Source organism: Enterococcus malodoratus ATCC 43197, from assembly GCF_000407185.1.
GTDB classification, from domain to species: Bacteria; Bacillota; Bacilli; order Lactobacillales; family Enterococcaceae; genus Enterococcus_A; species Enterococcus_A malodoratus.
In genome coordinates this window covers 20,142-45,422 of sequence record NZ_KE136484.1, presented here as the reverse complement: position 1 = coordinate 45,422, position 25,281 = coordinate 20,142, and the positions used below count along the sequence as shown (strand labels likewise).

Genomic DNA, 25,281 nt, shown 5'->3' with positions numbered 1-25,281 from the left:
TCTCTTCTCCTTTTTTGCATCAATTTTTAACTAGGCAATTTCTTCATGTGCCCGTTTAAAATCATCCAATATCGCTCGAACCTCTGCTGTTGATTTCGTATTCATCAAACTTACTCGCAGATCATTTGCTCCGGGAAATCCTTTGACATAGATTTTGAAAAAACGATGCAGGCCGACAATCGAACGCGGAACTTGCTCCGCATATTTATCTTGCAGATCAAGCTGTAACCGTAATAGATCAATCAGTTCTTTAGGTGAATGTTCTTGCGGTTTCTTCTCAAAGGCATAAGGATTTTTAAAGATTCCGCGCCCGATCATTAACCCATCCACACCATATTTTTCTGCCAAATCTAAGCCCATCTGACGATCCAAGATATCCCCATTGATCGTTATCAACGTTTCTGGCGCGATTTCATCTCGCATTTTTACGATTTTTGGGATCAATTCCCAATGTGCCTCGACCTTACTCATTTCTTTTCGTGTGCGCATATGAACTGAAAGATTCGCGATGTTTTGCTTTAATAGATGGCTGATCCAGCCTTCCATCTCGTCCATCTCAGTAAAACCGATTCTAGTTTTCACACTGACAGGCAATCCGCCGGCTTTGGCCGCTTCGATCAGTTCCGCCGCTACCTCTGGACGTAAAATCAAGCCACTGCCTTTCCCCCGCTCTGCAACATTCGGTACAGGACAACCCATATTCAGATCGATTCCTTTGAAACCCATGTCTGCTAGCGCAATACTCATCTCGCGGAAAAATTCTGGCTTGTCGCCCCAGATATGTGCCACCATCGGCTGCTCATCCTCCGTGAACGCCAAACGCCCTCGAACACTCTCAATTCCCTCTGGATGACAAAAACTATCCGAATTCGTAAACTCCGTAAAGAAAACATCTGGTGCGCCAGCCTCTTTCACAACGTGACGAAATACCACATCTGTTACATCTTCCATTGGCGCCAGTATAAAAAAGGGCTTTGGCAGTTCTGCCCAAAAATTATTTATCATTATGTATATGTCCTCCCATCGCACGCTGCACGATCTCCGTTATCATTTCAAAACAACGTTATTATACTAAGGTTTGAGAGAAGAAGCAAAAAGCTAGTTTGAAGCATACCAGCAAATCAAAAATAAAAGCAAGGCCTCATTTAAACGAACAAAAAATGACGGCCTTGCTACTAATAGCTATTTCAAAATATCGATCAATTCTTTTTTCGCGGCGGCTGAAGCGGGTAAATAGCTAAAGCATACACCAATCAAAACGGAGGTACCAATCGAAATCAACACAGTCATCAGATCTGGTCGAACAGAAAACGGCAACGCAAAAGACGCTCCATAGGCGATCAAAATTCCTAAAATATAGCCAATTATGCCGCCGCTAATGGTCAAAACGATCCCTTCAAATAAAAATTGCAGTTTGATAGATCTCGCATTCGCGCCCAGTGCTCGACGAATCCCGATTTCTTTTGTTCGCTCAGAGACTGAAATATACATCATATTCATCACACCCACACCTGCGATAAATAATGAAATGGCCGCTACAGCACTAATGAACAGCGTTAGATTATCCAACATTGAACCTAGCTGCTTAATTTCTGAAGTTGGATCATAATTTTGATACTCTCCCTGCAGACGACTCTCACCATTCAGGTTGAGTTGTTTCACCACTTTGTTCATTGCTGCAGCGTCATTATTTTTAGCATTGAACGTGATCGCTAACACCGAATGATCTTCTTTCTTGCCTAAATAATGGGTATAGGTCTTTTTAGGAAAAAAGGCTAACGGTTCATAATTTTGAGGACTGATCGCTCCTGAAGTGTTCGCTGATACACCGACCACAGTAAAAACCTGCCCCTTTAAATCAAACCCCTGATTCAATGCCGCCTCTTTCGATCCAAAAATCTGTTTTGCTACTACTTCGTCAAGAACAACTACCTTATTAAGTCCATCATTATCAGCAGAATTAAGCTGACGCCCATTCAACAGAGATAAATCCGTTTTTTTCGTTGGTTGAACCGTCATAGTTAGTTTTGTATTTTTATCATAGAAATCAATCGATGGATTACTGTCTTTTTTCATCGCTTTATAATAAGATACAGTTTTAACTTCCGGCAGGTTAGCAACCATGTTTTTATCTGTTTGCGAGATACCGCTATCGTCTTTGACTAAATTGTCAAAATCATTGTATTTGATGTTGATGTATTTGGTTTGGCCAGATTCATCTGCTCCAGTCGTTTCTGACAAAATATTTCGCTTAAAGCCATTTCCTAAAGCAACGATCGTTATGACGGCGGCAATCCCAATAATAATGCCGACCATGGTTAAAAAACTACGCCGCTTATTCTTAAAAATCGAACGAAAGGCTGTTCGCCAGAGAATGTATTTTCTCATGACTGCAACACCTCCTCGATCATTTTTCCATCCCGAATTTTTAATAAACGATCACAGTAAACTACCGTTTCCGGATCATGCGTGACTAGTATGATCGTGACGCCCTCATCATTCAATTGTTTAAATAATTGCATAATTTCCTCGGTCGTATGCGTATCTAATGCTCCGGTAGGTTCATCAGCGATGATAAAACTCGGTTGATTGATCAATGCTCGAGCAATGGCCACTCGCTGCTGCTGTCCACCAGATAATTGTTTAGGTAATTGGTTCAACTTATCAGCTAAGCCCACCCTTGCCAAAGCTTCCGCTACTTTCTTTTGTGTCTCATTGTGTTTGGCACCATTATATAAAAGCGGCAGCTCGACATTTTCAGCCACGGTTAAAATTTCAATCAAACTAAAATTTTGAAAAACGAAGCCCACGGATCGGTTACGAATCACGGATAATTCTTCATCCTCAAAATTCGCTATTTCATGTCCGTTGAAAAGATAATCCCCTTCAAAATTACGATCAATGAATCCCAAGAGATTAATCAAAGTCGACTTTCCTGAACCGGAGGGGCCCATGATCGCCACGAACTCACCGGCATCAATGGAAAAACTAATATCGTCCAAAACATTTAACCGTGTTCCTCCAGTATCATAGTATTTATAAATATGCTCCAATTTAATCATTGGTATTCACCTGAATTTCCGCCCCGTCTTTTAAAGCATCATCGGGATTTTCGATAATTTTATCATTGTCCTTTAGTCCTTCTTGGACAACCTTGCGTCCATTGATATCCATCGTTTGAATTTTAGTCTTCTTCACTTTGCCATTTATATATTTAAAGACATATTGTTCCTTCGCCGTTTTCTTAACGGCAGAATCTGGAAGCAAGAGCTGTTTTTGCTGCAAAGTAATCAGTGTTGATAAATCATCGGTCCAAGGGAAATTTCCTTCTACTGTAAATTCATAAGAAGCAACATTACTGCTATCTCCGCTAGTTGGAAGCGCACTGGCAGCGATATCTTTGACCGTCCCTTCTACTTTTTTATTATTCCCAACCGTTGCTACTTGAACAGTCTGGCCAGACACGAGTTTGTCTAGATCATATTCTGTTACCACACCTTTGATCTGCTTGTTCTTACTAGAAACAGTGACTACCGGCACTTCCGGGGAACCTTTCCCTTTTTCATCCACGGAGGCAACCCCCTCAATTTCTGAACTTACCGTCATCGAAGCCTGCTTTTGCTGTCCGGCCAAAACATCCTTGGCTGATTGAACATCCTCGTACGCACCTTGCACTGCAAAACGAGATTGGCGCAGCTGATCATTGGCTGATTGCAGTTCCGTCTGCTGCTGCTTCAATTGTTCATTGAGTGCCGCTTTTTCCTCCTCTTCTTGTGCTCGTGCGATTTTCTGCTGTGTTTCATTGATCTGTTTCGTGACTGTTTGTACTTGGTTTTCTCCCGCCGTCACGGCAGCCTCAGCTTGAGTGGCGTCCAAAGAGCTTTTATTCACAGCATGCTGCTGTGTAATCGTCTCATTTTGTGCCGTGTCATTCTGATACTCGATCAATGGAGTCCCTACCGCAACTTCCGCGCCATTGCTTACGGGAATGCTTTTTATAGCTCCTTTACTCGTATCTAAAAAATAAAGTTGTCTCTTAATTGGTTCTACTTTCCCTTTCAACTGCAATGGATCTGCTGTTTTGACCGTATAAACATGATAAGGTGATTCTTCATTCTTGGAACTCAATATAAAAAATCCACAACCGGCTATAACTAAACCGGCGATTCCAGCAATCACAAACTTTGTCTTTTTCTTCATAATCTTCCCCCACATAAACTTTCTAGGCCTAGTCTACAAGGAAGATAAATTCTGAAACATCGAATCAGCTTAATTTAAACTAACAAAAAAGTAATACAAGAAAAAACGCTTCCAACTAAATAGCGAAACACGTAAACTTTCGTTATAAACCTAGAGTGATTTATGTTGAGATAAGTCGTTGAAAATGATTCGTTTACTAGACGTTTGAATAATCTTTCATGCTTATTTTATTAATCAGAATGACTAATAATCGATTAGTTTATAGCATCGCCTTTATAAATAATGGCAAATAATCGATTATTCTTACAATTTTAAATGTATTTTGTTTTAAAATTTAATTTCCGAATTAAAAAAGTTAAAAAAAAGGAAAAAATAATCGATCTTTTTTTGATAATGTATTTTTAAGATGATACCAAATAAAAATACGAAGAATTAGTTATCATTTATTGGATTAGTCGCTATATAGTACTTTTCTTACATGAGCTAATTTATTATTGGGAGCGATTATTATGACAAAGGTATTGATTATAACAAAGAATTTATTAGCGGAACAAGATTTACAAGCTGTTCTGCAACGTTCAAATGCAGAAGTATATTGCTCATATGATTTGATGTTGGATGCACAGCACTTTCCACAAGTGATCAGCTATTTCTCGGTGGTCATTTTTAGTGATACAATTTCCACTTTAGAGGTTTCAAAATATTATTCTACCTTCAAGCAAAATGGTCTTTTCATTTTAAGAAAGGGAAATCCTGAACATTTGAAACAGACAGAACTTTCCTATCTATTTGATGAAATCGATGATTGGATTGATCCGGTAACTTCAAATTTGGGAATCATTGAAAAAATCGCTAAATTGACGAGTAAACAATCGATATATCCTTCTAGTGAAAAAAGGACTAATTCAAAAATTGACATAAATTCAGAGACCTTCTTTTTTAGTCTCTCTTCTAATGAAAAGAAGTTACTCTACCATTTGTATCAATTTCAAAAAGATGGCGCGATCCTTTCCCGAGAAAAACTCTGTTCATTACTCTGGGAAACGCAAGTAACAAAATCAAACTTGTGTCAGCTTTCCAATTTAACGAATCGTATTAGAAAGAAACTTTCCACTTATAACTTTCCTGAGGGTGAATTGATCACCTCTTGGAATAAGGGATATTTTTTAGGCGATCTGTTATTTAATGAAGTGAAAAATTATCTCGATTAAACAGCGGTCGCTTTCATTCCAAACGAAAAACGGAAGCTGCTACTCTTTAATTACCAACAGCTTTAATTGTTGCACCTAAGTAATACAAAGAAAGACGACTTGCTCATTCTTTATTGACATTTTCCTGGATTTAATAGCGTAAGGAGACAATCAATTGATAGACAACTTTATAGAAAAAGATATTATACGTAGAGTTAAAATTACATATGTATTGTATGAATGCAGGCCGGTCAAGATTGGTGAGCTTGCAGAAAATATGAATGCTAGTTTTAATACTATTAAGAAAGATTGTCAAAAAATAGCTTCAAAATTGGAAGATGATATCGTTTCCTATTCAATTTCTCGATCTGAGTTGTCTTTTCATTTCAAACAAGACACAAGTTGTTATGAGTTGGTACGTAAGCTCTATGCGGACTCTCCTTTCTTAAAAGTTTGCTATCGATATCTTTTAGGAAAAAATAACTATACTGCCATTTCTGAAGAAGAATTTATTTCAGTGACAAAAGTATTTAATTTAAAAAAAAAGGCCGAAAGGTATTTTATACAAAGTTTAGGAACCAACTCCAAAGGCAAAGTAAACTTTGAGAATCATTTAAAATTACGCTATCTGTTTTTGACCATCTGGATGAGAGGAATCGGTACTAGCGAGTTAAATAATCAGCCGCTATTTTTAAAATCCGAACAAATAGCCCATGATCTGGGAGAACTTTTAAAAAACAGATTCAGCAAAAAAAGCCTGCTTTATTTACAATATGCCATTTTCTTGAGTATCAATAAAAAAGAGACTCTTGCGATAGATGATGAAACTATTATGTTTTTAAAAACAGGTATTATTTTTAATAGTATTAAAACTTGTTTCCTACAACATGATTTGGACATAGACGATGGAAATATTGCCTTCATTTCTTTAATCTATAAAAATTTGCCTTATAATCCAGATAGTTATCGGTTAATCGAAGTTGATTATCAATACTATAGAAACAGATTACTGAAAAGTTATCCTTCTGTTGTCCAACTAATCAGAAATTTTGAAGCGGCTTTTGAAATGAATCTATTAGGTGAAATTGAGTTTGAAAAACCATTAATGGATCTAGTTTATACGACCTCCTTAGGAATTAATGAATTTTTACTTAATCAATACTACTTTACAAACTGTAGCGATCGGTACATAAAAGAAAAAGTTAGCCAGACAATCAGGTTATGGTTGAAAGACAATTTTTTGTCCAATATAACGATGTCGGAATCCATCATTTTACAGTTCTGCCATTTAGTCATGCCCATCCTAAAAAAAGGTGAAAAAAAGAAAACGCCGATAATTCTTGTTGCTAAAGACGAATACTCTCATATGCTGTTTCGGAATAATATAAACAAGATCATTTCTGAGAATTATTTTTTTATCAATGACGAAATCTATTACTCCATTGACGAAATTCCAGAATTGTTTTTCAATATAAATTGCTTTATCGTCTGTGAACGCTGCCTTTTAGATCAAGAAAAAAAGTTCATCCTACCAATTTCTATCAACAATCTAACCAATGATCTAAAAGATATCTCTAACTATATTTTTTCCTGCGTATTAACAAAACAGTAAATATAGAGTTCTTAAAAGATGTATCCACTTCTATTTACTTTAGTTAGTGATCTTTCTTTCACTAGATACCTGATAAATTCGCAATACTTTTCCTTAAAATTTATAATTACGGATAAAAAAATAGAAAAAATGAACAAAAATAAGGCCTCAATCTCAAAAAATCGACATTGAGGCCTTATTAGCTGACAGTTGAGATTAACTTATGTAAAACAACTAAAACGATTGACAATGATGAATGACCGGCCTTGTTAATCTTCCTTATTAGAAATAGTTAGGTCTGTTGGTTTTTCAACATATTCTTTCAAGTTAGCAAATAACTGTTTTAATAATGGATTCTCATTGTGTCTGTTAATTGCCTCTTGGTTTTCCCAGTTCTCCACCATCACAAATTGATTTTTCTCTTCAATCGATTCGTACAGGTGATACTTTAGGCAGCCCTCTTCTAGTCTTGCAGATTGAATCAAGGGCAGTACATCCTTTAAGAAATCTTCTCTTTTTTCATTTTTAATATAAAAAGTTGCTTGAATAATTTTCATCATATTCTCCAATTTCTATTTGAAATCAGTAATTTTTTCTGCTGGTAGTCGAACAGATGTATACCCTGCTTCTGTTGCTTTTCCTACTGAAAGAATCATTACTGGAACATAGCGTTCTTTGTCTAACCCAAATGCTTCGGCCAATAAATCTTCTTCAAATCCACCAATTGGATTTGTTTCATAGCCATGCGCACGAGCAATTAACATAAACTGCATCGCTGCTAAACTAGAATCGATTTTTACCACATCATTCATTTGTTCTTTAGTAAAACTCTTGTAATAAGGAATAATCGCTTCCAATTGTTGATCTCTTACTTCTGGCGGCATTTTCCCTTCTGCTACTGCTTGATCATAAATTTCTTCTCCAAACTCATAGCACAGCATATCACCGAAAATCAATACCATTGCCGAGGATGTAGCATTCTGACGTGTATTAAAACGAATCAGCGGTTTTAATTTTGCTTTTTGTTCTTCACTTTCAACCACGACAAAACGCCAAGGCTGCATATTAACTGATGATGGAGCGGTCGTTGCTTCTTGAATCATTTCAAGCATTTCTTCATGAGAAATTTTAAAGGTTTCATCGTACTCACGGACAGATTTTCTGCCGAATGTAATTTCTGAAAAATCATTAGTTACAAATTCTTTTGACATGTTTTTTCCTCTTTTACTTTACTAATTTTGTTAACAATTCAAGCAATGTTTCCTCTTCTGTTTCACTTAGCGGCAACATTTCTTGTTTATCCAACTGACTATGTTCTTTTTCGCATTGCTCTAATTCTTTTGCTGCTTGATTCGTTATCCGCACAAAGACTTCTCGATTATTCTCTTTATTTCTTTCGCGAATCACATAATTTTTTTCTTCTAATATCTTTAGATGTCTAGTAACTGCAGCGCTATCTATCTTTAGTTCGTTTTGTAATATTGTTTGAGAACAGGGGCCGTTCTCCTTTAAGAACATCATTAATTCATATCGAGTAATACTAAAACCGGTTCTTTTTTCAAATTTCCTTGTCAGTTCCTGGTTGGCAAGTTTCAATTGATAAAAAAGCTTACTTATTTGTCTTAGATTCATTACATGCTCCTCTCTATATTTGACTGATCAACAGTTGACTAGTCAAATATAGAATATTTTTCTTTTTTTGGAAAGTGTTTTGCTCTGATTCAGCCTATAAAAAAGAAATTTCTTTTTTCGATTTTATTTTCTTTGGATTTTTAATGGCACATGAGTCAATTGCTCATTCAGTAAAAAATATGAAAAAAATTTTCTTTCGAAGTTATTTCCAAAAAAATTGCAACTCAGCTCCTCCAAAATGCAACAAAGGAAAATTCGGTGGAAAACCATTTTCCAGTCACATATGATGACTTTAAAGATAAAAAGAACGTTACGGAGGAGAAGAAAATGAAACAATCAATCAAAAAGAAAATCATCATCGGTGTAAGTATTTTATTAGGGATTATTTTAATCGCTGGAATTGGGGCCAGCTACTATTTTGGGAAGATGGTAACAGAAGGCTTGTTTTACCAAAACAAAGGAAATGATACAAAGAAAAATAGTTTAGTGCAGTTGAAGGAATGGGGCTATGATTTAGAGCAATTTAATGCAAAATACTCAGGAGAGACTTTTCACTTGGAGGCTGAAGATGGTAATACTTTTCCAGTAACCTCTTTCAGCACGGATGGCGATAAGGCTAAAGATACTGCAATTTTGATTCATGGCGCAGGTGGAGATAACATTTTTCTTTCCCCTTTAGCAGAAATTTACTTGGAAAATGGCTGGAACGTGTTGACCTTTGATATGCGCGGACATGGTGATAATGAAGATCCTTTGGTCACTTTTGGCTACTTAGAACGAATGGACGTACATGCGATCGTAGATTATGCAGAAAAAATAAATTTGGATAAACAAATTGTCGTTCACGGTCAGTCAATGGGCGGCGCAACTGCTGGGATGTATGCAGCGACTGAACATGCGGCGAAGCATGTGGATGCTGTAATTATGGATTCGCCAGTTTATAGTATGGAGGAAATGTTTGCCGGAGTTTGGCAAGGCATGGAAGATACTGAAGATATCCCATTCCCTTATGTTGTTGCTTGTGGGAACTTCTATATGAAGCTAAACTACGGCTTTACCTTTAAAGATGTTGAAATCACCGAACAACAAAAATATAATGAAATTAAAACACTTGTTATCAAAAGTGAGCAAGATGACGTATGCCTTCCTGAAAAGGTTACTTCTTTATATGAGAATGTTGCAGCAGAGGATAAGGAACTCGTTTCCATCAACGCTGAGCACATTAAAGGCATGCTCGACCAAAAAGAAGAGTACACAGCTGCTGTTATGCAATTTTTACAAAATAACTGATTGAATTGGAGCTGAACTATGCGGATCAAATTATTTCAAGAGGACGCTCTTGAAGAAGACCGAACAGAAATTTACTATCGTGAAATGACCGAGCAAATTGAGAAAGTCCGCCAATTGCTGGAGGATTCCGTCCCCCAGCTTTTTGGGTTAGAGGATGGTGAACAGGTACTTCTGTCACTAGAGGAAATCTTTTATATTGATACTGTCGATAAAAAGACCTTTGCGTACTTAAGGAAACAAGTTTACCAAATCCAAGGAAGCCTAACCTTTCTTGAATCCGCTTTGTCCAAACATGGTTTTTGCCGCATTAGTAAAGCCAATATCGTCAACATTCAGCAAATAGAAAGAGTGAAATCAGAAGCCAATATGCGGCTGAAAGTGGTTTTGAATAACCAGGAAGAACTTGTCATCAGTCGTTATTATCGCAAAATTTTTCAAAACTACTTAAAGAAAGTACGAGGTATTTTACATGACTAAAAATCGTTTAAAAGAAATGCTGACAGTGATTTGCGTCAGCTATACGATTATTTCCTTAGGAACGACCCTCTATGATCGCCTGTTTTACGATGGTCGTGATGATTTCTCCAGCCTACTGTTCAAATTTATCTGCACCACTATTGCAGTGAGCATCTTGTACACGCATCCGTTGTTGGAACGCTTGTCACCGTTGTCGATGATTGTTTTGCAATATGTTGGAGCGATGCTGCTGGTATTTTTGACTATTTGGATTAGCAGCTTTTTTGAAGAATTACACGAGAACAGCTACTTCGGTGCTTTCTCTTCCTTTACAATTATCTACATCATTGGCGCAATCGCTTATTATGTCGGACTGCATATTGATGTTCGTAAACAGAATCGATTACTGGAAGAAATTCAGACGAGCCAGAATAATTCGATACGATGAAATAAATTAAAACAAAAAAATATTTCAACTAGAGAAGCTGCGTATCCACTTAATTTTTTATTTAAGTGAATATGCAGCTTTTTTTTAGATTTCCCCCTGCTGACTTTGCCTTTAAGCCACTTATCAGAATCAATAGTGGGGAATTGGTGGGAATTTCCGAAAAAAAAAGACACTCCCAAAAATTGGAAAGTGTCTTGAATGTCGATATATAAAATATATTAACGTTTTGAGAACTGTGAAGCTTTACGGGCTTTTTTAAGACCTGGTTTTTTACGTTCAACCATACGTGAATCACGAGTAAGTAATCCAGCGCGTTTTAATGGTGCACGGAAATCAGGATCTACTTCTAATAAAGCGCGTGAGATACCATGACGGATAGCGCCGGCTTGACCTGCGTAACCTCCGCCATCAACGTTTACAAATACATCATATGAACCTGTTGTTTCAGTAACGCCAAATGGTTGGTTGATTACTAAACGTAAGTCAGCATGTGGGATGTATTCTGCAACGTCTTTTTTATTTACAGTAATTTTACCAGTTCCTGGTACTAAACGTACGCGAGCAACTGCATTTTTACGACGGCCTGTGCCGCTATATTGAACTTGTGCCAATGAATTTCCCTCCTATTTAAATTAAGTTTGTGATGTCTAAAACTTCTGGTTGCTGTGCTGCATGTGGATGTTCTGCTCCACCGTAAACGTGAAGTTTCATGCCTTGAGCGCGACCTAAAGTGTTTTTAGGAAGCATACCTTTAACAGAAGTTTCGATCAAACGGCGAGAATTTTTAGCACGCAATTCGCCTGCTGAGACTGATTTCAATCCACCAGGGAAGTTTGAGTGACGGTAATAAATCTTGTCAGCTGCTTTGTTACCTGTTAATTTGATTTGATCCGCATTGATTACAATTACAAAATCACCAGTATCTACATGTGGTGTGAATGTTGGTTTATTTTTACCGCGTAGTACAGATGCAACTACAGTTGAAAGACGTCCTAAAGGAACATCAGTCGCGTCTACTACGTACCATTTACGTTCTACTTCGTTTGGCTTAGCCATATATGTTGTACGCACGTTTTTTTTCCTCCAATTTCAATTTCGAATGTTTGACAAACACTTGAGTTTCCGGGGCTCTCATGGGGCAAACAATACCATTTACCATAATACTTGCAAAGCCTTGCCATGTCAATGTTTTTCTCTTTGAAAACGCAAAATATTTTCATTTCTCTTTGTTCCTTCTACTATTCATAATAGTTTGTCTTATACATCTTAAAATGAATAAAGACACGTAAATTCAAAATTATTTTGCATAAATATTTAAAAAGTGCTTGCTTTTTGTATTTTACGGTGCTAATATGACTTCAACACATTAATTAGAATTTAATGAAAAAGCGATAAGGGAGCAATCAGGATGAAAGAAAAAGTGATTTTAGCATACTCAGGTGGATTAGATACTTCAGTCTCAATTAAATGGCTTGTCGATGAAGGCTACGACGTGATTGCATGTTGTTTAGATATCGGAGAAGGTCGCGACACCGAATTTATTAAAAATAAAGCATTACAAGTTGGCGCATCAGAATCTTATGCTATCGACGCTCGTGAAGAGTTCTCACAAGATTTCGTATTGGTCGCATTGCAAGGCAATACCTACTATGAAAATTCTTACCCATTGGTTTCTGCTTTGTCTCGCCCACTTATCTCGAAGAAACTGGTTGAGCTCGCTCACAAAACTGGAGCGACTACGATCGCCCACGGATGTACCGGAAAAGGAAATGACCAAGTTCGGTTTGAAGTTTCCATCGCTGCCCTTGATCCGAATTTGAAGATCATTGCGCCAGTCCGTGAATGGAAATGGTCGCGTGAAGAAGAAATCAATTATGCGGCTGAAAAAGGGGTGCCGATCCCGGCGGACTTAGACAATCCCTATTCGATTGACCAAAACTTATGGGGCCGTGCTTGTGAATGCGGCGTATTAGAAGATCCTTGGGCTACTCCGCCTGCTGGAGCCTACGCTATTACCGCAGAATTAGAAGAAACACCAGATAAGCCAACCATCGTTGAAATTACCTTTGAAAAAGGTGTACCAACTGCATTAGATGGTGAAGAATTATCTTTAGCTACTTTAATCATGAAACTGAATACGATCGCCGGCGTACACGGTATCGGCAGAATCGATCACATTGAAAATCGTCTAGTTGGTATCAAGTCGCGTGAAGTTTATGAATGTCCAGGTGCGGAAGTCTTGATGAAAGCACATAAAGAATTAGAAGATTTGACCTTTGTTCGTGAGATGGCTCATTTCAAACCAGTCATTGAACAACAATTATGCCAAATGATCTATGACGGTCTATGGTTCAATCCGACGATGGATGCTTTGATCGCTTTCTTGAAGCAATCACAAGAAGTCGTAAACGGCGTATTGCGTGTGAAATTATTCAAGGGCAATGTGATCGTAGAAGGACGTAAATCTGACAACAGCTTATACAACGAAAACTTGGCGACTTATACGTCTGCCGATACATTCGATCAAGATGCAGCGATCGGCTTCATCAAACTTTGGGGCTTGCCAACGAAGGTAAACGCTGAGGTCCAAGCTGAGAAGAAACAACCAAGCATTTAATGAAAGTGCAAGAGAAACCAGATGTGAGGCGGCTTTTACTTGCCGGTAAATAAGGCCGTCCGGTTTCACATCTTGCCATTGCTCTAGGTGAGTTTCTTTTCCTGTCAGGAAATAAGGAAACCAGCAATGTTTTCATCCTGAGGTATCTGAAAAGATGCCTCCTCCCTAAAATCAAAGCTGCGCAGGCTCGTTCAGCTCTCGAAAATTCTCATAAAGAGTTAGTCTGCATGCTAGAGAAAAAGAAAGACTATGATTATCCGTTATAGTCAAGAAAAGACCGTTGCGACGGTCTTTTTTGTTAAAAATCTATAGATAAAAGCGAGGATAAAACGATGGCAAAATTATGGGGCGGACGTTTTGATGGAAAAAATGAAGCATGGATTGATGCATTCGGTGCCTCGATTCCCTTTGATCAGCAACTAGCTGTACAAGATATCACCGGCAGTTTAGCACATGTCAAAATGCTTGGTGAAACAGGCATTATCACAAAAGAAGAAGCGCAGCAGATCACTGTTGGTCTAAATATATTGGCTGAAAAGGCTGCGAAGGATGAATTAACCTTTACTATTGAAAATGAAGACATTCATTTGAACTTAGAAAAAATGCTTCACGACGAGATCGGACCCGTCGCCGGAAAACTCCATACTGCCCGCAGCCGAAATGATCAAGTCGCTACCGATATGCATTTATATTTGAAGGAACATTTAAATGAAATTATTGAGAAGGTTCAGCATTTTCGCGCGGTCTTAGTCAATAAGGCCGAAGAACATGTTGAAACAATCATGCCCGGCTATACGCACCTGCAGCATGCGCAGCCAATTTCTTTTGGGCATCACTTGATGGCCTATTACGGCATGCTGACGCGTGATCAGTCTCGCCTTGAGGAAAGTATGAAGCGCGTGGACATTTCACCGCTAGGCTGTGCTGCTTTGGCGGGTACGACTTTCCCGATTGATCGTCAGATGACCGCGGACAAGCTGGGTTTTGCGGATCTTTATATGAACAGTCTCGATGGAGTCAGCGACCGCGATTTCATTCTTGAATTTTTAAGCAACAGTTCGATCTTGATGATGCATCTTTCCCGTTTTTGCGAAGAGATCATTCTCTGGTGCAGCCATGAATTCAAATTTGTCGAGCTGACAGATACTTTTTCGACGGGCAGCTCGATCATGCCGCAAAAGAAAAATCCTGACATGGCGGAATTGATCCGTGGTAAATCAGGACGTGTCTTTGGTGACTTAGTTGGCCTTCTAACGGTCATAAAGGGGCTGCCGCTGGCTTATAACAAAGACCTGCAAGAAGACAAAGAGGGAATGTTTGATACCGTCCACACTGTCGCTACGAGCTTAGACATCATGGCCGGCATGATTGATACTATGAAGGTGCACACACAGACGATGCATGATGCGACTGAAAAAGACTTTTCAAATGCAACTGAGTTGGCCGACTATTTGGCCGCAAAAGGGATTCCTTTCCGTCAAGCACACGAAATTGTCGGAAAGCTGGTATTGGCCTGCACTCAAAAAGGTATTTATTTGCAAGACGTCCCACTAGAAGAATATCAAGCGATCAATTCAATCATCGAAGAAGATATCTATGATACATTGGCCTCCAAAACAGCGGTAATTCGCCGGCACTCATTAGGCGGTACCGGTTTCGACCAAGTCAAAAAGCAAATTCAATTGGCGAAGACAGCTTTATAAGACGAAAAAAACGACTACCCATCGCGGGTAGTCGTTTTCTTATACATTGGTATAAACAGAAGTCGCAGTTTCTTTTAATACTGCATTCAATTCTTCGATATTCCGCTTTCCTTGATCGGATAACCAGTCGATCGCTGATGCTTCGCCCTCTTTCACAAACGACTCCACACCGTTTGCCCAAGTTGCCCGGCCGCATAAGACTCCGTTAAAGCTAGAGCCTGATTGCTTCGCAAAGCGTAGGGTTTCTTGGAATAGTTCAGCACTAACACCTGCACTTAAGAAAATGAATGGCAAATCCGTTGCTTCGGACTGTTCTTTGAAGTAGGCCGCTGCCTCTGATTGACTGTAGCCGATCTCTTGACCATATCCTTCAACAAAGTTCATATTTACTGGCACTTCTACTTTTAAAACATCGACTTGGTAACGTTCCTTTGAAAATTCCCGCATCGCTTCAATCACTTTTCGTGGTTTCACCTTTGCATAATCCAATGAAGTCGTATCCGTAATTTCCGCATCATAGGAAACAATCTCTAAGAAGAACGGAATATCTTCCGCCGTACATTCTGATCCGATGCGTTCCATATACGCTCGTTTTTGCTCATTGATTTCATCAGGCTCATCGACATCATAATATAGTAGAAACTTGCAGGCGTCGGCTCCAGATTCTTTCAACCGTTTAACTGACCAAACATTCAGTACATCTGGCAAACGACCAGGTGTTGTTGCATCATAACCCGTTTTTTCGTAAGCCAGCAACAGACCGCAATCGTTGTCGCGAACCTCTGCGGCTGGAAGACCATATTCCGGATCTAACAAGATTGCGGAGGCATATGGCGTCAACTGCTGAGAGACCAATTCTTTGAACTTGATTACATCCTCTGTGGTTGCTTCCTTGTATTTGCCGATCATTTTTTTCAACGCACCACGTTGATCAATAGCTAAAGCACCAATAATCCCCTCGTCATTCGTCATTTGTTTTAAATAAGCCTTTTTCCCTGCACTGATTGTCTTCATTCATTCTCACCTATTTTTTCATTTAGTAGTGTTGCGATTTCCGTTTTTGTTTGGGCTGTCTTTAATTTTTCCGTTACTTCATTTCTCATCAACAACCGTGCGACCGCTGATAGTAATTTCAAGTGTGTTGTGCCCGCCTCTGAATCCGGGATAAACAGCGCAATCACAAAATTGATTGATTGACCGTCCAAGCTGTTCCATTCAATCCCTTCAGCCAGCGTTACAATGATGATACTCGGTTCACTGATTGACTGATCCTTTGCATGAGGAATCGCAAAGCCATCCATCATGCCGGTGGTCCCTTCATTTTCTCGTTCAACAAGTTTTTGATAGACCTGCTGTTCATCCTCTGAGATCGCTAAACCTTTTGCTTGCCTAGCTAAAAATTCAAAGACTTCTTCTTGCGTGGTCATTGTTTGATTTAAAAAGATTTTTTCTTCTTGAATAATTCCCATTCTTGATCCCTCGCTATTCTGTGATTACCGATTTATCTGCTTGTTCGGCGTTCGCTTTCTTTTCTTTCGCAGCAACACTGCTCTTTTGGATAAAGCCTAAAATTACGCCGCCGACGATCGAACCAATCAGAATCGAAAACACCCATTGGAGTTTACCAGTCACGACTGGCAGCACTAGGAATCCGCCATGAGGAGCAGGTACTTGTACACCAAACATATATGTTAAGACCGCTGCGATCGACGAACCTAGCATCATTGTTGGCAGTACGCGAATTGGATCTTTTGCTGCGAATGGAATCGCACCTTCAGTAATATGTGTCGAGCCCAAAATAAAGTTAACCAATCCAGCATTGCGGTCATTCGTATCGAAATATTTTCCAAAGAACAATGTCGCAAACCCTGTAATCAACGGCGGCGCGATACACGCTGCTGAAACACCGGCCATGAAGGTTGTATTGCCTTGCGCCAATAACGCCGTGCCCGTTACATAAGCTGCCTTATTGATTGGTCCGCCCATGTCAAAGGCACACATACATCCCACTACTACACCAAGAATCAACGGATTCGAATTTTCAAATCCCGCTAAGAAGCTCATCATTCCTTCGTTAACTGCTTTCATTGGCCCCGCCAATAAAGACATAACGATCCCAATAACCGCTACACCAATGACTGGATATAAGAAGATTGCCTTCAAGCCATCCAGCTGTTTTGGTAAAACATCTAAGATTTTTTGCAAGAATAAAATGAAGTATCCAGCTAAGAATCCGGCTAAAATTCCGCCTAAGAATCCAGTACCGCCATTCATCGCGACAATCCCGCCGACAAAACCAACGACTAATCCCGGCCGTTTTGCGATTCCTTCAGCAATGTATGCGGCCAACACGGGAACCATCATGCCCATTGCTGCATCACCGACTGCTTTTAGCATTGCGGCTGTAGCGTTATACTGCGCATTATCGGGATCAAATGAATAAATCCCCCAAACGGCAAAGGAAATGGCAATCAACACCCCGCCTGCAACTACAAAAGGCAGCATGTGCGAAACGCCGTTCATCAGATTTTTATAAATACTGCGACCAAAACTAGTATTACTCCCTGTTTCCTGTTCTAAAGCATCCACGGCATCATTCTCTGCTGCAATCGAACCTTTTCCAGCCAATGCATCATCAATCAAGCGCTCCGCATCCTTGATCCCCGTACTAACGGAAACATCGATAATTCGTTTTCCCGCGAAGCGTTCCGGATGAACATCTTTATCTGCGGCAATAATCACGGCATCTGCATTTTTGATCTCTTCCGCTGTTAACTCATTCTCAACACCGATTTGCCCATGCGTTTCGACTTTGATCGTGACCCCTTTTTTCTTAGCCGCCTGTTCCAGAGCCTCTTGAGCCATGTATGTGTGTGCAATTCCTGTCGGACAGCCTGTTGCTGCTATTAATTGATAATTCCCCATGTTTTTACCCTCTCTTCTTTGATTTCAATTTCTTTGCTTAACTCATCCACATCCGAAAAATCAGTCAGTCCTTTGCGAAAAGCCGTTGAGCTTCCTGCCGCTAAACTCTTTCGCAACGTATCTTCCAGCGGCTGATCTGTCAAATACCCCGCTAGAAATGTTCCCAACAACGTGTCTCCGGCACAAGCTGTGTTGACTACTTTCCCTTTTGGCGAATTTCCTCGAATAATTTTATTTTGTGTGAAAAAAATGGCTCCTTCTCCACCAAGAGATAACAACACATTTTGCGCGCCTGCTGCTAATAACTGCTGCCCATAAAATAAATAGGCTTCTTCTGTATCGATCACTTGTCCAAACCAAGACTCCAATTCCTCTTCATTCGGCTTTAGCAAAAACGGTTGATAAGGCAAACAATCCATCACTTCCTGATAACTGCTGTCAATGATCAAGTGAACATCTCGCTCATGGCAGATGCGGCTGATTTCAACAAGTATCTTTGGCTCCACTCCTCTTGGCAAACTCCCTGAGATACAGAGATGATCCCCCGCTTGCAACCCCTTAATCTGTTCTAAAAAGGCTTGAACCTTTTCCATCGGTATTTCCGGTCCTTGATTGACTAGCTTGTATTCCTCCTGTGTCTGATTAACTTGCGTGAATACATTGATACGAGTCATCCCTGGAACCTCAATAAAATCTGTAGAAATCACTTTTTCGTGCAAGTAATCCTCGATATAATTTCCTGTAAAACCCGCCCGAAATCCTAATGCTGTGGTGGCGACGCCCAGCATCTTTAATATGAGTGAGACATTCACTCCTTTTCCATTTGCTTGGATATCATCATCCTTCGTTCGATTTACAGTAAAAGGATTCATTGTGTCGGTTTCAATAAATAGATCAATCGCTAAATTCATAGTGCATGTATAGATAGACATGAGTGATGACCTCCTTGTCTTTATTATGGGGCATGACTCACCGAAAAGGTTTTCACATTCCGGTCAATTTCCTGAAAAGCTTTACATCTTTTTACGAAACGTGATACTTTTTAACTAGTGATATGTTGAAAGAAGGTTATTGAGACCATGGAACATAAGTTAAGCGACACTGAACAATACCTCTGGGATTTTATTGAAAGCCATATTCTTGAGATTCCTAATTACTCCATCGTCAAACTTAGCGAGCAAGCCAATGTTTCGACAGCAACGATCGTCCGCACGATGAAAAAGAAGGGGTACGAAGGATTCACCGCCTTTAAGCACCATTTAAAGGAGCAAGAGAATAAAAATATTAATTTTTCTTCATTAGATAAGGTCGATAAAGGAATTCGGCGAGCGATTCTAAAAAATGAACAAGAGGTCGTTCGTACGATCAACATGATGGAGATCGGCAATATTGAAGATGCGATCCAAAAGATCAAGTTCGCGGAACGAGTGATTATTTTTGCGCGGGGTTTTTCAGAGATGATCGGACAGGAAATGATGGTGAAGTTTCAATTGACTGGTAAAAACTGTCAGATGCATACCGATCCAGAGATCATTAAAAATATCAGTCGTAAGCTCAATAAGCGCGACATCGTGATCTTTATTTCTCTAAACGGCGAAACCAAAGAACTCGTCGTCGCAGCTAAAAATTGCTACGACGCGGAAATCGGTTCAATTTTGCTGACGGCAAATAACTCTTCCAGCTTGATGAATTATTGTGAGATCGCTTTGGTTGGTTTCAAATCCGAAGGTTCTTACTTTCCTGATTATGAGGTTCGTTCGCGATTGCCGTTGCAGATCATTGCACGAATTTTACTTGATTCCTATGCTTTACGGGTCACTGATAATTGAAAATAGCTTATTCACTAAAGAGGAAATATGACTTTTAGGTACAAACAGTCTGTATAGACAACCTTCCTCCAGATAGAAAAGAAAAAGGAGTGAATCGATGAATCAAAAACTAAAAGAAAATATTTCAGAGTCTTTGTCGGCCGTTCTGCCGATCACAATTACCGTTCTAGCCGTTAGTGTTTTTTTGGTCCCTATGGAAATAGGAACCTTCGCGATGTTTTTAATGGGAGCTGTTATGCTGATCATTGGCATGGGGTTCTTCCAATTAGGTGCAGAGATGTCCATGACACCCCTTGGTGAAGGAATGGGTATTCAGCTTTCAAAAAGTAAAAAAATAGGTATACTGGCCTTCAGTGTTTTCATTATCGGAGCTGTTATTACTATTGCAGAGCCTGATCTGCAAGTATTGGCAGATCAAATGCCTGCTATTCCCAGTAATTTATTGGTTTGGACTGTAGCCGTTGGGGTCGGTATTTGTTTAACGATCGCCGTTTTACGAATCTTGTTCAAAATCAATCTATCCCTCATACTGACGGTGCTATACTCTGTTGTCATCTTACTCTCCTTTCTAACACCCAATGATTTCGTGCCTGTAGCTTTCGACTCAGGAGGGGCTACTACTGGACCAATTACTGTGCCGTTCATCCTGGCTTTAGGGGTCGGGCTTGCATCCGTTCGTAGCGATAAGCACGCCTCCGACGACAGCTTTGGTTTAGTAGCGATTTCCAGTATCGGCCCTATTTTAGCGGTGTTGCTGTTAGGTATTTTCTTTCAGCCCACAGATGCTGCTTATACGCCGACAGAATTTCTTAATGTAAGCACCACCCAAGATGTCATGCGTGAGTTCATGCTGGAACTGCCTCATTTTGCTAAAGAGGTTTTCATCTCTATGCTGCCGATCGCGTTCTTATTTTTTGTTTTTCAGCTTATCAGTCGTCGTTACCATCACAGACAATACATCCGAATGATCGTCGGCCTTATTTATACCTATATTGGACTCGTACTCTTTCTAACTGGTGTAAGTATCGGATTTGCGCCGGTCGGAAGCCTGCTTGGCGGAGAACTGGCCGCAAGTAAATATAAGTGGCTGTTGATTCCAATTGGGATGTTGATCGGCTATTTTATCGTAAAAGCCGAACCGGCTATTCAAGTGTTGAATCATCAAGTCGAAAACGTCACTGGCGGATCGATTTCAGCCTCTGCCATGAACTTGTGTCTTTCCATTGGAGTCGCAGTCAGTGTTGGGCTTGCTATGATGCGTTCTATTACTGGCGTTAGTATTTATTGGATCATAATCCCTGGCTATCTTATCGCGCTGCTCCTTTCCAGATTCGTTCCTAAAATATTTATCGGGATCGCCTTTGACTCCGGCGGTGTTGCTAGCGGACCGATGACCAGCACGTTTCTGCTTCCTCTTTGTATCGGAGTCAGTGAAGCGTTAGATGGAAATATCATGGCCGATGCTTTCGGTGTAGTCGCGCTTGTTGCATTGACGCCGTTGATTGCTATTCAGATCATGGGGATCGTTTATAAGTGGCAAGAAAATAAGGCTGCTCAAGAAGCTGATTTGGCTATAGAAGAACTTAATGAAATTGAAGAATGGGAGGACACTGAAGAGGATGCATAATAAACCGGCAGTTCGAATGTTGATATTGATTATAGACCACAAAGATAAGAAAAAAGCCCATGCCATTTTTGATGCTCAAAATACACCGGTCCAATATTTGTGTATGGGCGAAGGGACCGCTACCAATGAAGTCATGGACTATTTAGGTTTAGGCTCCTCAGAAAAAGCGATCTTTGTCTGTCCTGTATTAAAGAAATGTGTACCAGATTTATTCGCGGCCTTGGGCGAAGGCTTAGGCCTTCATAAACCAAACAGAGGGTGTGCTTTTACTTTCCCCATTTCTGGAGCGAGCACCTATGTCATGAAACTTTTAGATTCAGAAATGCATGAAAAAATCCAAAAACACATGGAGAGAGAGGAAAAGCAGATGATCCAAGATGCTAAATACAGTTTACTAATGGTGACGATCAACCAAGGGTTCAGTGAAGAAGTCATGATTGCTGCCACTGCTGCTGGCGCGGCTGGCGGTACTGTTGTCCACGCGCGTCGCCTAGACTCGCAAGAAACCATGAAAAAATGGGGCATCAGTATTCAGCCTGAAAAAGAAATGGTTTATATTTTAGTAGAACAAGACAAAAAAATGGCAATCATGAAAGCCATTGGCGAACAATGCGGTCTGCTTAGTGAAGCACAAGGGATTTTGATTTCCATTCCGGTCGATGGCGTCATTGGTTTAAGTACTGATATTCCTCAATAACAAGAAAAAAGAGGCACACATCATTAAAGATGTGCGCCTCTTTTCAATTGAATTAAGCATCAATTTCTGGAGCTTTTCCTAGGTGTGCTTGGATCATCCAAATGCGTTTTTCAGTCGCTGTTTTGAATTCGATGAAGATATCTTGTGTTGGATCATCGCCTTCTTCACCAGTTACGTCGATTCCTTTTTGGTAAAGGTCTGCTAAATAGCGGTAGCCTTCAACAAGCGTAGCTAAGCGTTCTTCCATTGTACGATCCCAACGTCCGATTTCGTCTGGGATTTTTGTTTGGTCAGCCATTTCACGTAATGTTGAGTAAGGTGAACCGTCTAAAGTAATTAAGCGTTCTGAAATTTCGTCCAATTGATCGTTCACGTCATCCATGAAATCATCCATCATTGGGTGTAATGTCAAGAAACCAGGGCCGCGCATATACCAATGTGTTTGGTGAATGACCATGGACATTTGACTCAAGTCTGCAACTAGTTGGTTCAATACTTCTTTTGTTTTTTCGAATTTCATTCCTACATACCTCCTAATTTATACTCCATTAAAAGCATAATACAATTATGGCAAAAGCACAAAGAAAATGCTGGGAAATTGCCTCTTTTTCGTATCTTATTGAAAAAGGGAGGTGAACACGATCATACATTTCATTTTTGGCACAGTCATCGGATCTTTCTTGGCTGTCGTTTGCACCCGTATACCTTGAAACGAATCTATACTTTATCCACCTTCTCATTGTGATCATTGCAAGCATAAGCTCCGCCCTATCGAAATGATTCCATTATTTTCAGCATTACGTCAAAATTTTCATTGCACTTACTGTCGGCAAAAATTCTCTACACGGAGTTTCTGGTTGGAGCTGTTTTGCGGTCTGCTCTTTTTAATCTTTTTACAGAATTTTACTTGGATCAAGCTTTGGCAGTTATTTTGGGTGTTGAGTTCATTGGTTTTAGCCATAATCGATTGGGATTTTTTAATTGTAGAAATGTCTATCTTTTGGTCAACCGGAATTATTTTATTGATTAGCGGAACTTTTCTATTCCAACTCTCTTGGACTCAACCGCTGATTATATGTGCTTTGTTCTACCTTAGCCAAAAAATACTCCCAAACAGCTTAGGTTTGGGAGATCTTTGGATAATTGGATTATGGAGTTTCTTTTTATCTAGTTACGAACTTTTACAAGTCTTATTTATTGCCTCGTTCAGTGGTCTGACTTTTTTCGGCTGTCAGGCCTTGCGCAAAAAGATACCCGAGCAGCTACCTTTTGTACCTTTTTTATTTGTTGGGCTTTTATTTATACTTTTAAAAGATCGTTAGGCATTCCAATGTTGACGAATAAAGCCTTTACGTCCGGATCCTTCGCTATACGCGTTGTAATGGTCCGGATTTTTTCGATAAAAATCTTGGTGGTAATCTTCTGCAGGATAAAAGGCTTGTGCTGGTTCAATCGTAGTAACGATCGGATCTTTGAAACGACCACTATTTTGCAAACGTTCCTTCGATGCTTCCGCCGTTTCTTTTTGTTCTGGAGAAGAATAAAAAATCACTGGACGATACGAATCCCCACGATCGGCAAATTGTCCAAAAGCATCGGTAGGATCTGTTTGCTGCCAATAAATCTCAACTAACTGCTGATATGAGATAACCATCGGGTCAAAAGTAATTTCTACAGCTTCCGTATGACCTGTTGTACCGCTGCCGACCTCTTCATAAGTTGGATTGGGTACATGTCCGCCAGTGTACCCGGAAACAACGCTTTTAATACCAGGCATTTGATCAAAGGGTTTCACCATACACCAGAAACATCCGCCGGCAAATATTGCTTTTTCTTCTGTCATCTTATACTCCCCCTTGTGCTTTCATCATAACCATTTTTTGAAAAATTGAAACGATTCTGCTCAACTCCTTCCTAAAAAAAAAGAAAGCGGACCATTTCAGGTCGCGCTCTCTTGCCATTCATTATTCCTAATAATTATCGGGATCAATTGGATAAATAATTTTTCCATACCCAGTATAATCATAATGTGTGCCTGCACTGATCTTATCTACATCACTATCATCAAAGAAGAGTTGATTGTCATCCTCCTCATCCAGATTCGGCAATTTCTTTTTCGTAGGCAACTCCAGTTGTTTCTTCAAGATGTTCTGTTCTTCCAATAGATTTTTTAAGCCTAATACTTGGAAGTAAATATCATTGATCATCTCACCTTGGCCTTCAACTTGCGTCTGTTTGATATTTTCTGCAGCCGGTGTGTAATCTTTTGCCACTGTCAGCATTTCGCTCCAGCTCAAGTCTGTCCGCACGTAATCTTCTACTGCATGCAAATATTTTTTATACTTCGTCACTGAATTAACCGAAAGCATTTTATGAACAATTTTTGATAAAATTTCTCGCTGCCGCGCCTGCCGCCCCACGTCACCTTTTGGATCCTCGTGACGCATTCGAACGTATTCCAAGGCATGTCTGCCATCTAAGACCTGTTTGCCCTTCTTCACATGTACACCATCTAAAGTAAAATCGATTTTATTGTCTACCTCGATTCCGCCAACAGCATCAACTAAGGTTTTTAACCCTTTCATATTGATCTCAACATAATGATCAATGGGAATATCCATCATTTTTTGAACAGTCTCAATCGCCATCTTAGTACCGCCTAACGAATACGCGGCGTTTAATTTATCATAATAAGTATCACCTTTTGCGACATAATTATCATCATCACCCTTATAACCGACAATCTGTGTATAGATATCTCGGTCTAGACTAGTCATCAATGTCTGTTTCTTCTTAGGATTGATGGTCACAACCATCATGGAATCTGAACGACCTTGGTACGTTCTCCCCTTGTCCCCCGTGTCTGTGCCCATTAATAAAATTGAGAAAGGTTCTTCACTTTTCAAATCAACTGCATCTGAACGGCTGCTTTTATAGTTGACCTTTTTGGTCATTTTACTGATTGCCTGATCAACATCATTATTTACTTTTAATAAGTAGGCGGTTGCACCACCGACAAGTATCACGATTATTCCCACGACAATCAAGATGATTTTCTTTGTTCTGCTCATGTAGC

General features: G+C 39.7%; 26 protein-coding genes and 1 pseudogene. 11 read left to right on the top strand and 16 right to left on the bottom strand.

The window, feature by feature from the left end:
* Positions 1–30: 30 nt before the first annotated feature.
* From I585_RS20965 to I585_RS20950, 4 genes and pseudogenes are all read right to left on the bottom strand, one after another.
* On the bottom strand, positions 31–1,005 hold the full coding sequence (locus I585_RS20965) for a tRNA dihydrouridine synthase (RefSeq protein ID WP_010741361.1): 975 nt from the start codon (positions 1,003–1,005) through the stop codon (positions 31–33).
* Positions 1,006–1,182: 177 nt separating this feature from the next.
* The gene (locus I585_RS20960; protein ID WP_010741362.1) at positions 1,183–2,388 is read right to left on the bottom strand and encodes an ABC transporter permease; all 1,206 of its coding nucleotides are present in this window, start codon (positions 2,386–2,388) and stop codon (positions 1,183–1,185) included.
* A pseudogene (locus I585_RS20955) lies at positions 2,385–2,993 on the bottom strand (ABC transporter ATP-binding protein); the annotation flags it as partial. The gene I585_RS20960 and the pseudogene I585_RS20955, both read right to left, overlap by 4 nt.
* Before the next feature lie 61 nt (positions 2,994–3,054).
* Positions 3,055–4,200, bottom strand: coding sequence for an efflux RND transporter periplasmic adaptor subunit (locus tag I585_RS20950; RefSeq protein ID WP_010741364.1), 1,146 nt, complete (start codon positions 4,198–4,200; stop codon positions 3,055–3,057).
* A 509-nt stretch (positions 4,201–4,709) separates the two neighbouring features.
* Between I585_RS20950 and I585_RS20945 the strand changes: the two genes are divergently transcribed.
* Both I585_RS20945 and I585_RS20940 read left to right on the top strand, forming a co-directional pair.
* Positions 4,710–5,411, top strand: coding sequence for a helix-turn-helix domain-containing protein (locus I585_RS20945; protein ID WP_010741365.1), 702 nt, complete (start codon positions 4,710–4,712; stop codon positions 5,409–5,411).
* 154 nt (positions 5,412–5,565) lie between these two features.
* A complete protein-coding gene (locus I585_RS20940; protein WP_010741366.1) occupies positions 5,566–7,002 on the top strand; it encodes a hypothetical protein in 1,437 nt (478 codons plus the stop codon).
* Positions 7,003–7,250: 248 nt separating this feature from the next.
* On the opposite strand, the gene I585_RS20935 is transcribed toward I585_RS20940, so the two are convergent.
* The 3 genes from I585_RS20935 to I585_RS20925 are packed head-to-tail and all read right to left on the bottom strand — an operon-like array spanning position 7,251 to position 8,613.
* Positions 7,251–7,538, bottom strand: coding sequence for a putative quinol monooxygenase (locus I585_RS20935; RefSeq protein WP_010741367.1), 288 nt, complete (start codon positions 7,536–7,538; stop codon positions 7,251–7,253).
* A 15-nt stretch (positions 7,539–7,553) separates the two neighbouring features.
* The gene (locus tag I585_RS20930) at positions 7,554–8,192 is read right to left on the bottom strand and encodes a nitroreductase family protein (RefSeq protein ID WP_010741368.1); all 639 of its coding nucleotides are present in this window, start codon (positions 8,190–8,192) and stop codon (positions 7,554–7,556) included.
* A 13-nt stretch (positions 8,193–8,205) separates the two neighbouring features.
* Positions 8,206–8,613, bottom strand: coding sequence for a MarR family winged helix-turn-helix transcriptional regulator (locus tag I585_RS20925; protein ID WP_010741369.1), 408 nt, complete (start codon positions 8,611–8,613; stop codon positions 8,206–8,208).
* A gap of 327 nt (positions 8,614–8,940) precedes the next feature.
* Here I585_RS20925 and I585_RS20920 point away from each other — a divergent pair, with 327 nt between their 5' ends.
* Genes I585_RS20920 through I585_RS23580 form a run of 3 tightly spaced genes read left to right on the top strand, consistent with a single transcriptional unit; the run spans position 8,941 to position 10,807 of the window.
* On the top strand, positions 8,941–9,903 hold the full coding sequence (locus tag I585_RS20920; protein ID WP_010741370.1) for an alpha/beta hydrolase: 963 nt from the start codon (positions 8,941–8,943) through the stop codon (positions 9,901–9,903).
* Positions 9,904–9,921: 18 nt separating this feature from the next.
* Positions 9,922–10,380: a LytTR family DNA-binding domain-containing protein gene (locus I585_RS20915; protein WP_010741371.1), complete on the top strand. Its 459-nt coding sequence runs from the start codon at positions 9,922–9,924 to the stop codon at positions 10,378–10,380.
* Positions 10,373–10,807, top strand: coding sequence for a DUF6608 family protein (locus I585_RS23580; protein ID WP_010741372.1), 435 nt, complete (start codon positions 10,373–10,375; stop codon positions 10,805–10,807). The genes I585_RS20915 and I585_RS23580 overlap by 8 nt, the downstream gene beginning before the upstream one ends.
* A 218-nt stretch (positions 10,808–11,025) precedes the next feature.
* On the opposite strand, the gene rpsI is transcribed toward I585_RS23580, so the two are convergent.
* Both rpsI and rplM read right to left on the bottom strand, forming a co-directional pair.
* Positions 11,026–11,418: a 30S ribosomal protein S9 gene (gene rpsI, locus I585_RS20905; RefSeq protein WP_010741373.1), complete on the bottom strand. Its 393-nt coding sequence runs from the start codon at positions 11,416–11,418 to the stop codon at positions 11,026–11,028.
* Between the two features lie 16 nt (positions 11,419–11,434).
* Positions 11,435–11,863 carry a 50S ribosomal protein L13 gene (gene rplM, locus I585_RS20900; protein ID WP_034709665.1) on the bottom strand — a complete coding sequence of 143 codons (429 nt, stop codon included), beginning with the start codon at positions 11,861–11,863 and terminating at the stop codon, positions 11,435–11,437.
* A 352-nt stretch (positions 11,864–12,215) separates the two neighbouring features.
* Between rplM and I585_RS20895 the strand changes: the two genes are divergently transcribed.
* Positions 12,216–13,424, top strand: coding sequence for an argininosuccinate synthase (locus I585_RS20895; RefSeq protein ID WP_010741375.1), 1,209 nt, complete (start codon positions 12,216–12,218; stop codon positions 13,422–13,424).
* Between the two features lie 332 nt (positions 13,425–13,756).
* Positions 13,757–15,127, top strand: a complete 1,371-nt coding sequence (gene argH / locus I585_RS20890) for an argininosuccinate lyase (RefSeq protein ID WP_010741376.1) — start codon at positions 13,757–13,759, stop codon at positions 15,125–15,127.
* A gap of 39 nt (positions 15,128–15,166) precedes the next feature.
* Here argH and lacD read toward each other — a convergent pair whose 3' ends face one another.
* Genes lacD through pfkB form a run of 4 tightly spaced genes read right to left on the bottom strand, consistent with a single transcriptional unit; the run spans position 15,167 to position 18,984 of the window.
* Positions 15,167–16,141 (bottom strand): tagatose-bisphosphate aldolase, encoded by a 975-nt coding sequence (lacD, locus tag I585_RS20885; RefSeq protein WP_010741377.1) that lies wholly within the window; start codon positions 16,139–16,141, stop codon positions 15,167–15,169.
* On the bottom strand, positions 16,138–16,596 hold the full coding sequence (locus tag I585_RS20880; RefSeq protein ID WP_010741378.1) for a fructose PTS transporter subunit IIA: 459 nt from the start codon (positions 16,594–16,596) through the stop codon (positions 16,138–16,140). Before I585_RS20880 ends, lacD begins: the two co-directional genes overlap by 4 nt.
* A gap of 13 nt (positions 16,597–16,609) precedes the next feature.
* Positions 16,610–18,052: a PTS fructose transporter subunit IIC gene (locus tag I585_RS20875; protein WP_010741379.1), complete on the bottom strand. Its 1,443-nt coding sequence runs from the start codon at positions 18,050–18,052 to the stop codon at positions 16,610–16,612.
* Positions 18,034–18,984 carry a 1-phosphofructokinase gene (pfkB, locus tag I585_RS20870; RefSeq protein WP_010741380.1) on the bottom strand — a complete coding sequence of 317 codons (951 nt, stop codon included), beginning with the start codon at positions 18,982–18,984 and terminating at the stop codon, positions 18,034–18,036. The genes I585_RS20875 and pfkB overlap by 19 nt, the downstream gene beginning before the upstream one ends.
* Positions 18,985–19,131: 147 nt before the next feature.
* Between pfkB and I585_RS20865 the strand changes: the two genes are divergently transcribed.
* The 3 genes from I585_RS20865 (at position 19,132) to I585_RS20855 (ending at position 22,205) form a co-directional block, all read left to right on the top strand.
* Positions 19,132–19,881 carry a MurR/RpiR family transcriptional regulator gene (locus I585_RS20865; protein WP_010741381.1) on the top strand — a complete coding sequence of 250 codons (750 nt, stop codon included), beginning with the start codon at positions 19,132–19,134 and terminating at the stop codon, positions 19,879–19,881.
* Between the two features lie 97 nt (positions 19,882–19,978).
* The gene (locus tag I585_RS20860; protein WP_010741382.1) at positions 19,979–21,508 is read left to right on the top strand and encodes a DUF1538 domain-containing protein; all 1,530 of its coding nucleotides are present in this window, start codon (positions 19,979–19,981) and stop codon (positions 21,506–21,508) included.
* The gene (locus I585_RS20855) at positions 21,501–22,205 is read left to right on the top strand and encodes a hypothetical protein (RefSeq protein ID WP_010741383.1); all 705 of its coding nucleotides are present in this window, start codon (positions 21,501–21,503) and stop codon (positions 22,203–22,205) included. The genes I585_RS20860 and I585_RS20855 overlap by 8 nt, the downstream gene beginning before the upstream one ends.
* Positions 22,206–22,257: 52 nt before the next feature.
* Here I585_RS20855 and I585_RS20850 read toward each other — a convergent pair whose 3' ends face one another.
* Positions 22,258–22,725, bottom strand: coding sequence for a Dps family protein (locus I585_RS20850; RefSeq protein WP_010741384.1), 468 nt, complete (start codon positions 22,723–22,725; stop codon positions 22,258–22,260).
* 199 nt (positions 22,726–22,924) lie between these two features.
* On the opposite strand from I585_RS20850, the gene I585_RS20845 reads away from it, so the two are divergent.
* Positions 22,925–23,527, top strand: a complete 603-nt coding sequence (locus tag I585_RS20845; RefSeq protein WP_081631766.1) for a prepilin peptidase — start codon at positions 22,925–22,927, stop codon at positions 23,525–23,527.
* On the opposite strand, the gene msrA is transcribed toward I585_RS20845, so the two are convergent.
* On the bottom strand, positions 23,524–24,048 hold the full coding sequence (gene msrA, locus I585_RS20840) for a peptide-methionine (S)-S-oxide reductase MsrA (protein ID WP_010741386.1): 525 nt from the start codon (positions 24,046–24,048) through the stop codon (positions 23,524–23,526). The genes I585_RS20845 and msrA overlap by 4 nt on opposite strands.
* A gap of 127 nt (positions 24,049–24,175) precedes the next feature.
* The gene (locus I585_RS20835; RefSeq protein ID WP_010741387.1) at positions 24,176–25,276 is read right to left on the bottom strand and encodes an LCP family protein; all 1,101 of its coding nucleotides are present in this window, start codon (positions 25,274–25,276) and stop codon (positions 24,176–24,178) included.
* Between the last annotated feature and the right edge of the window lie 5 nt (positions 25,277–25,281).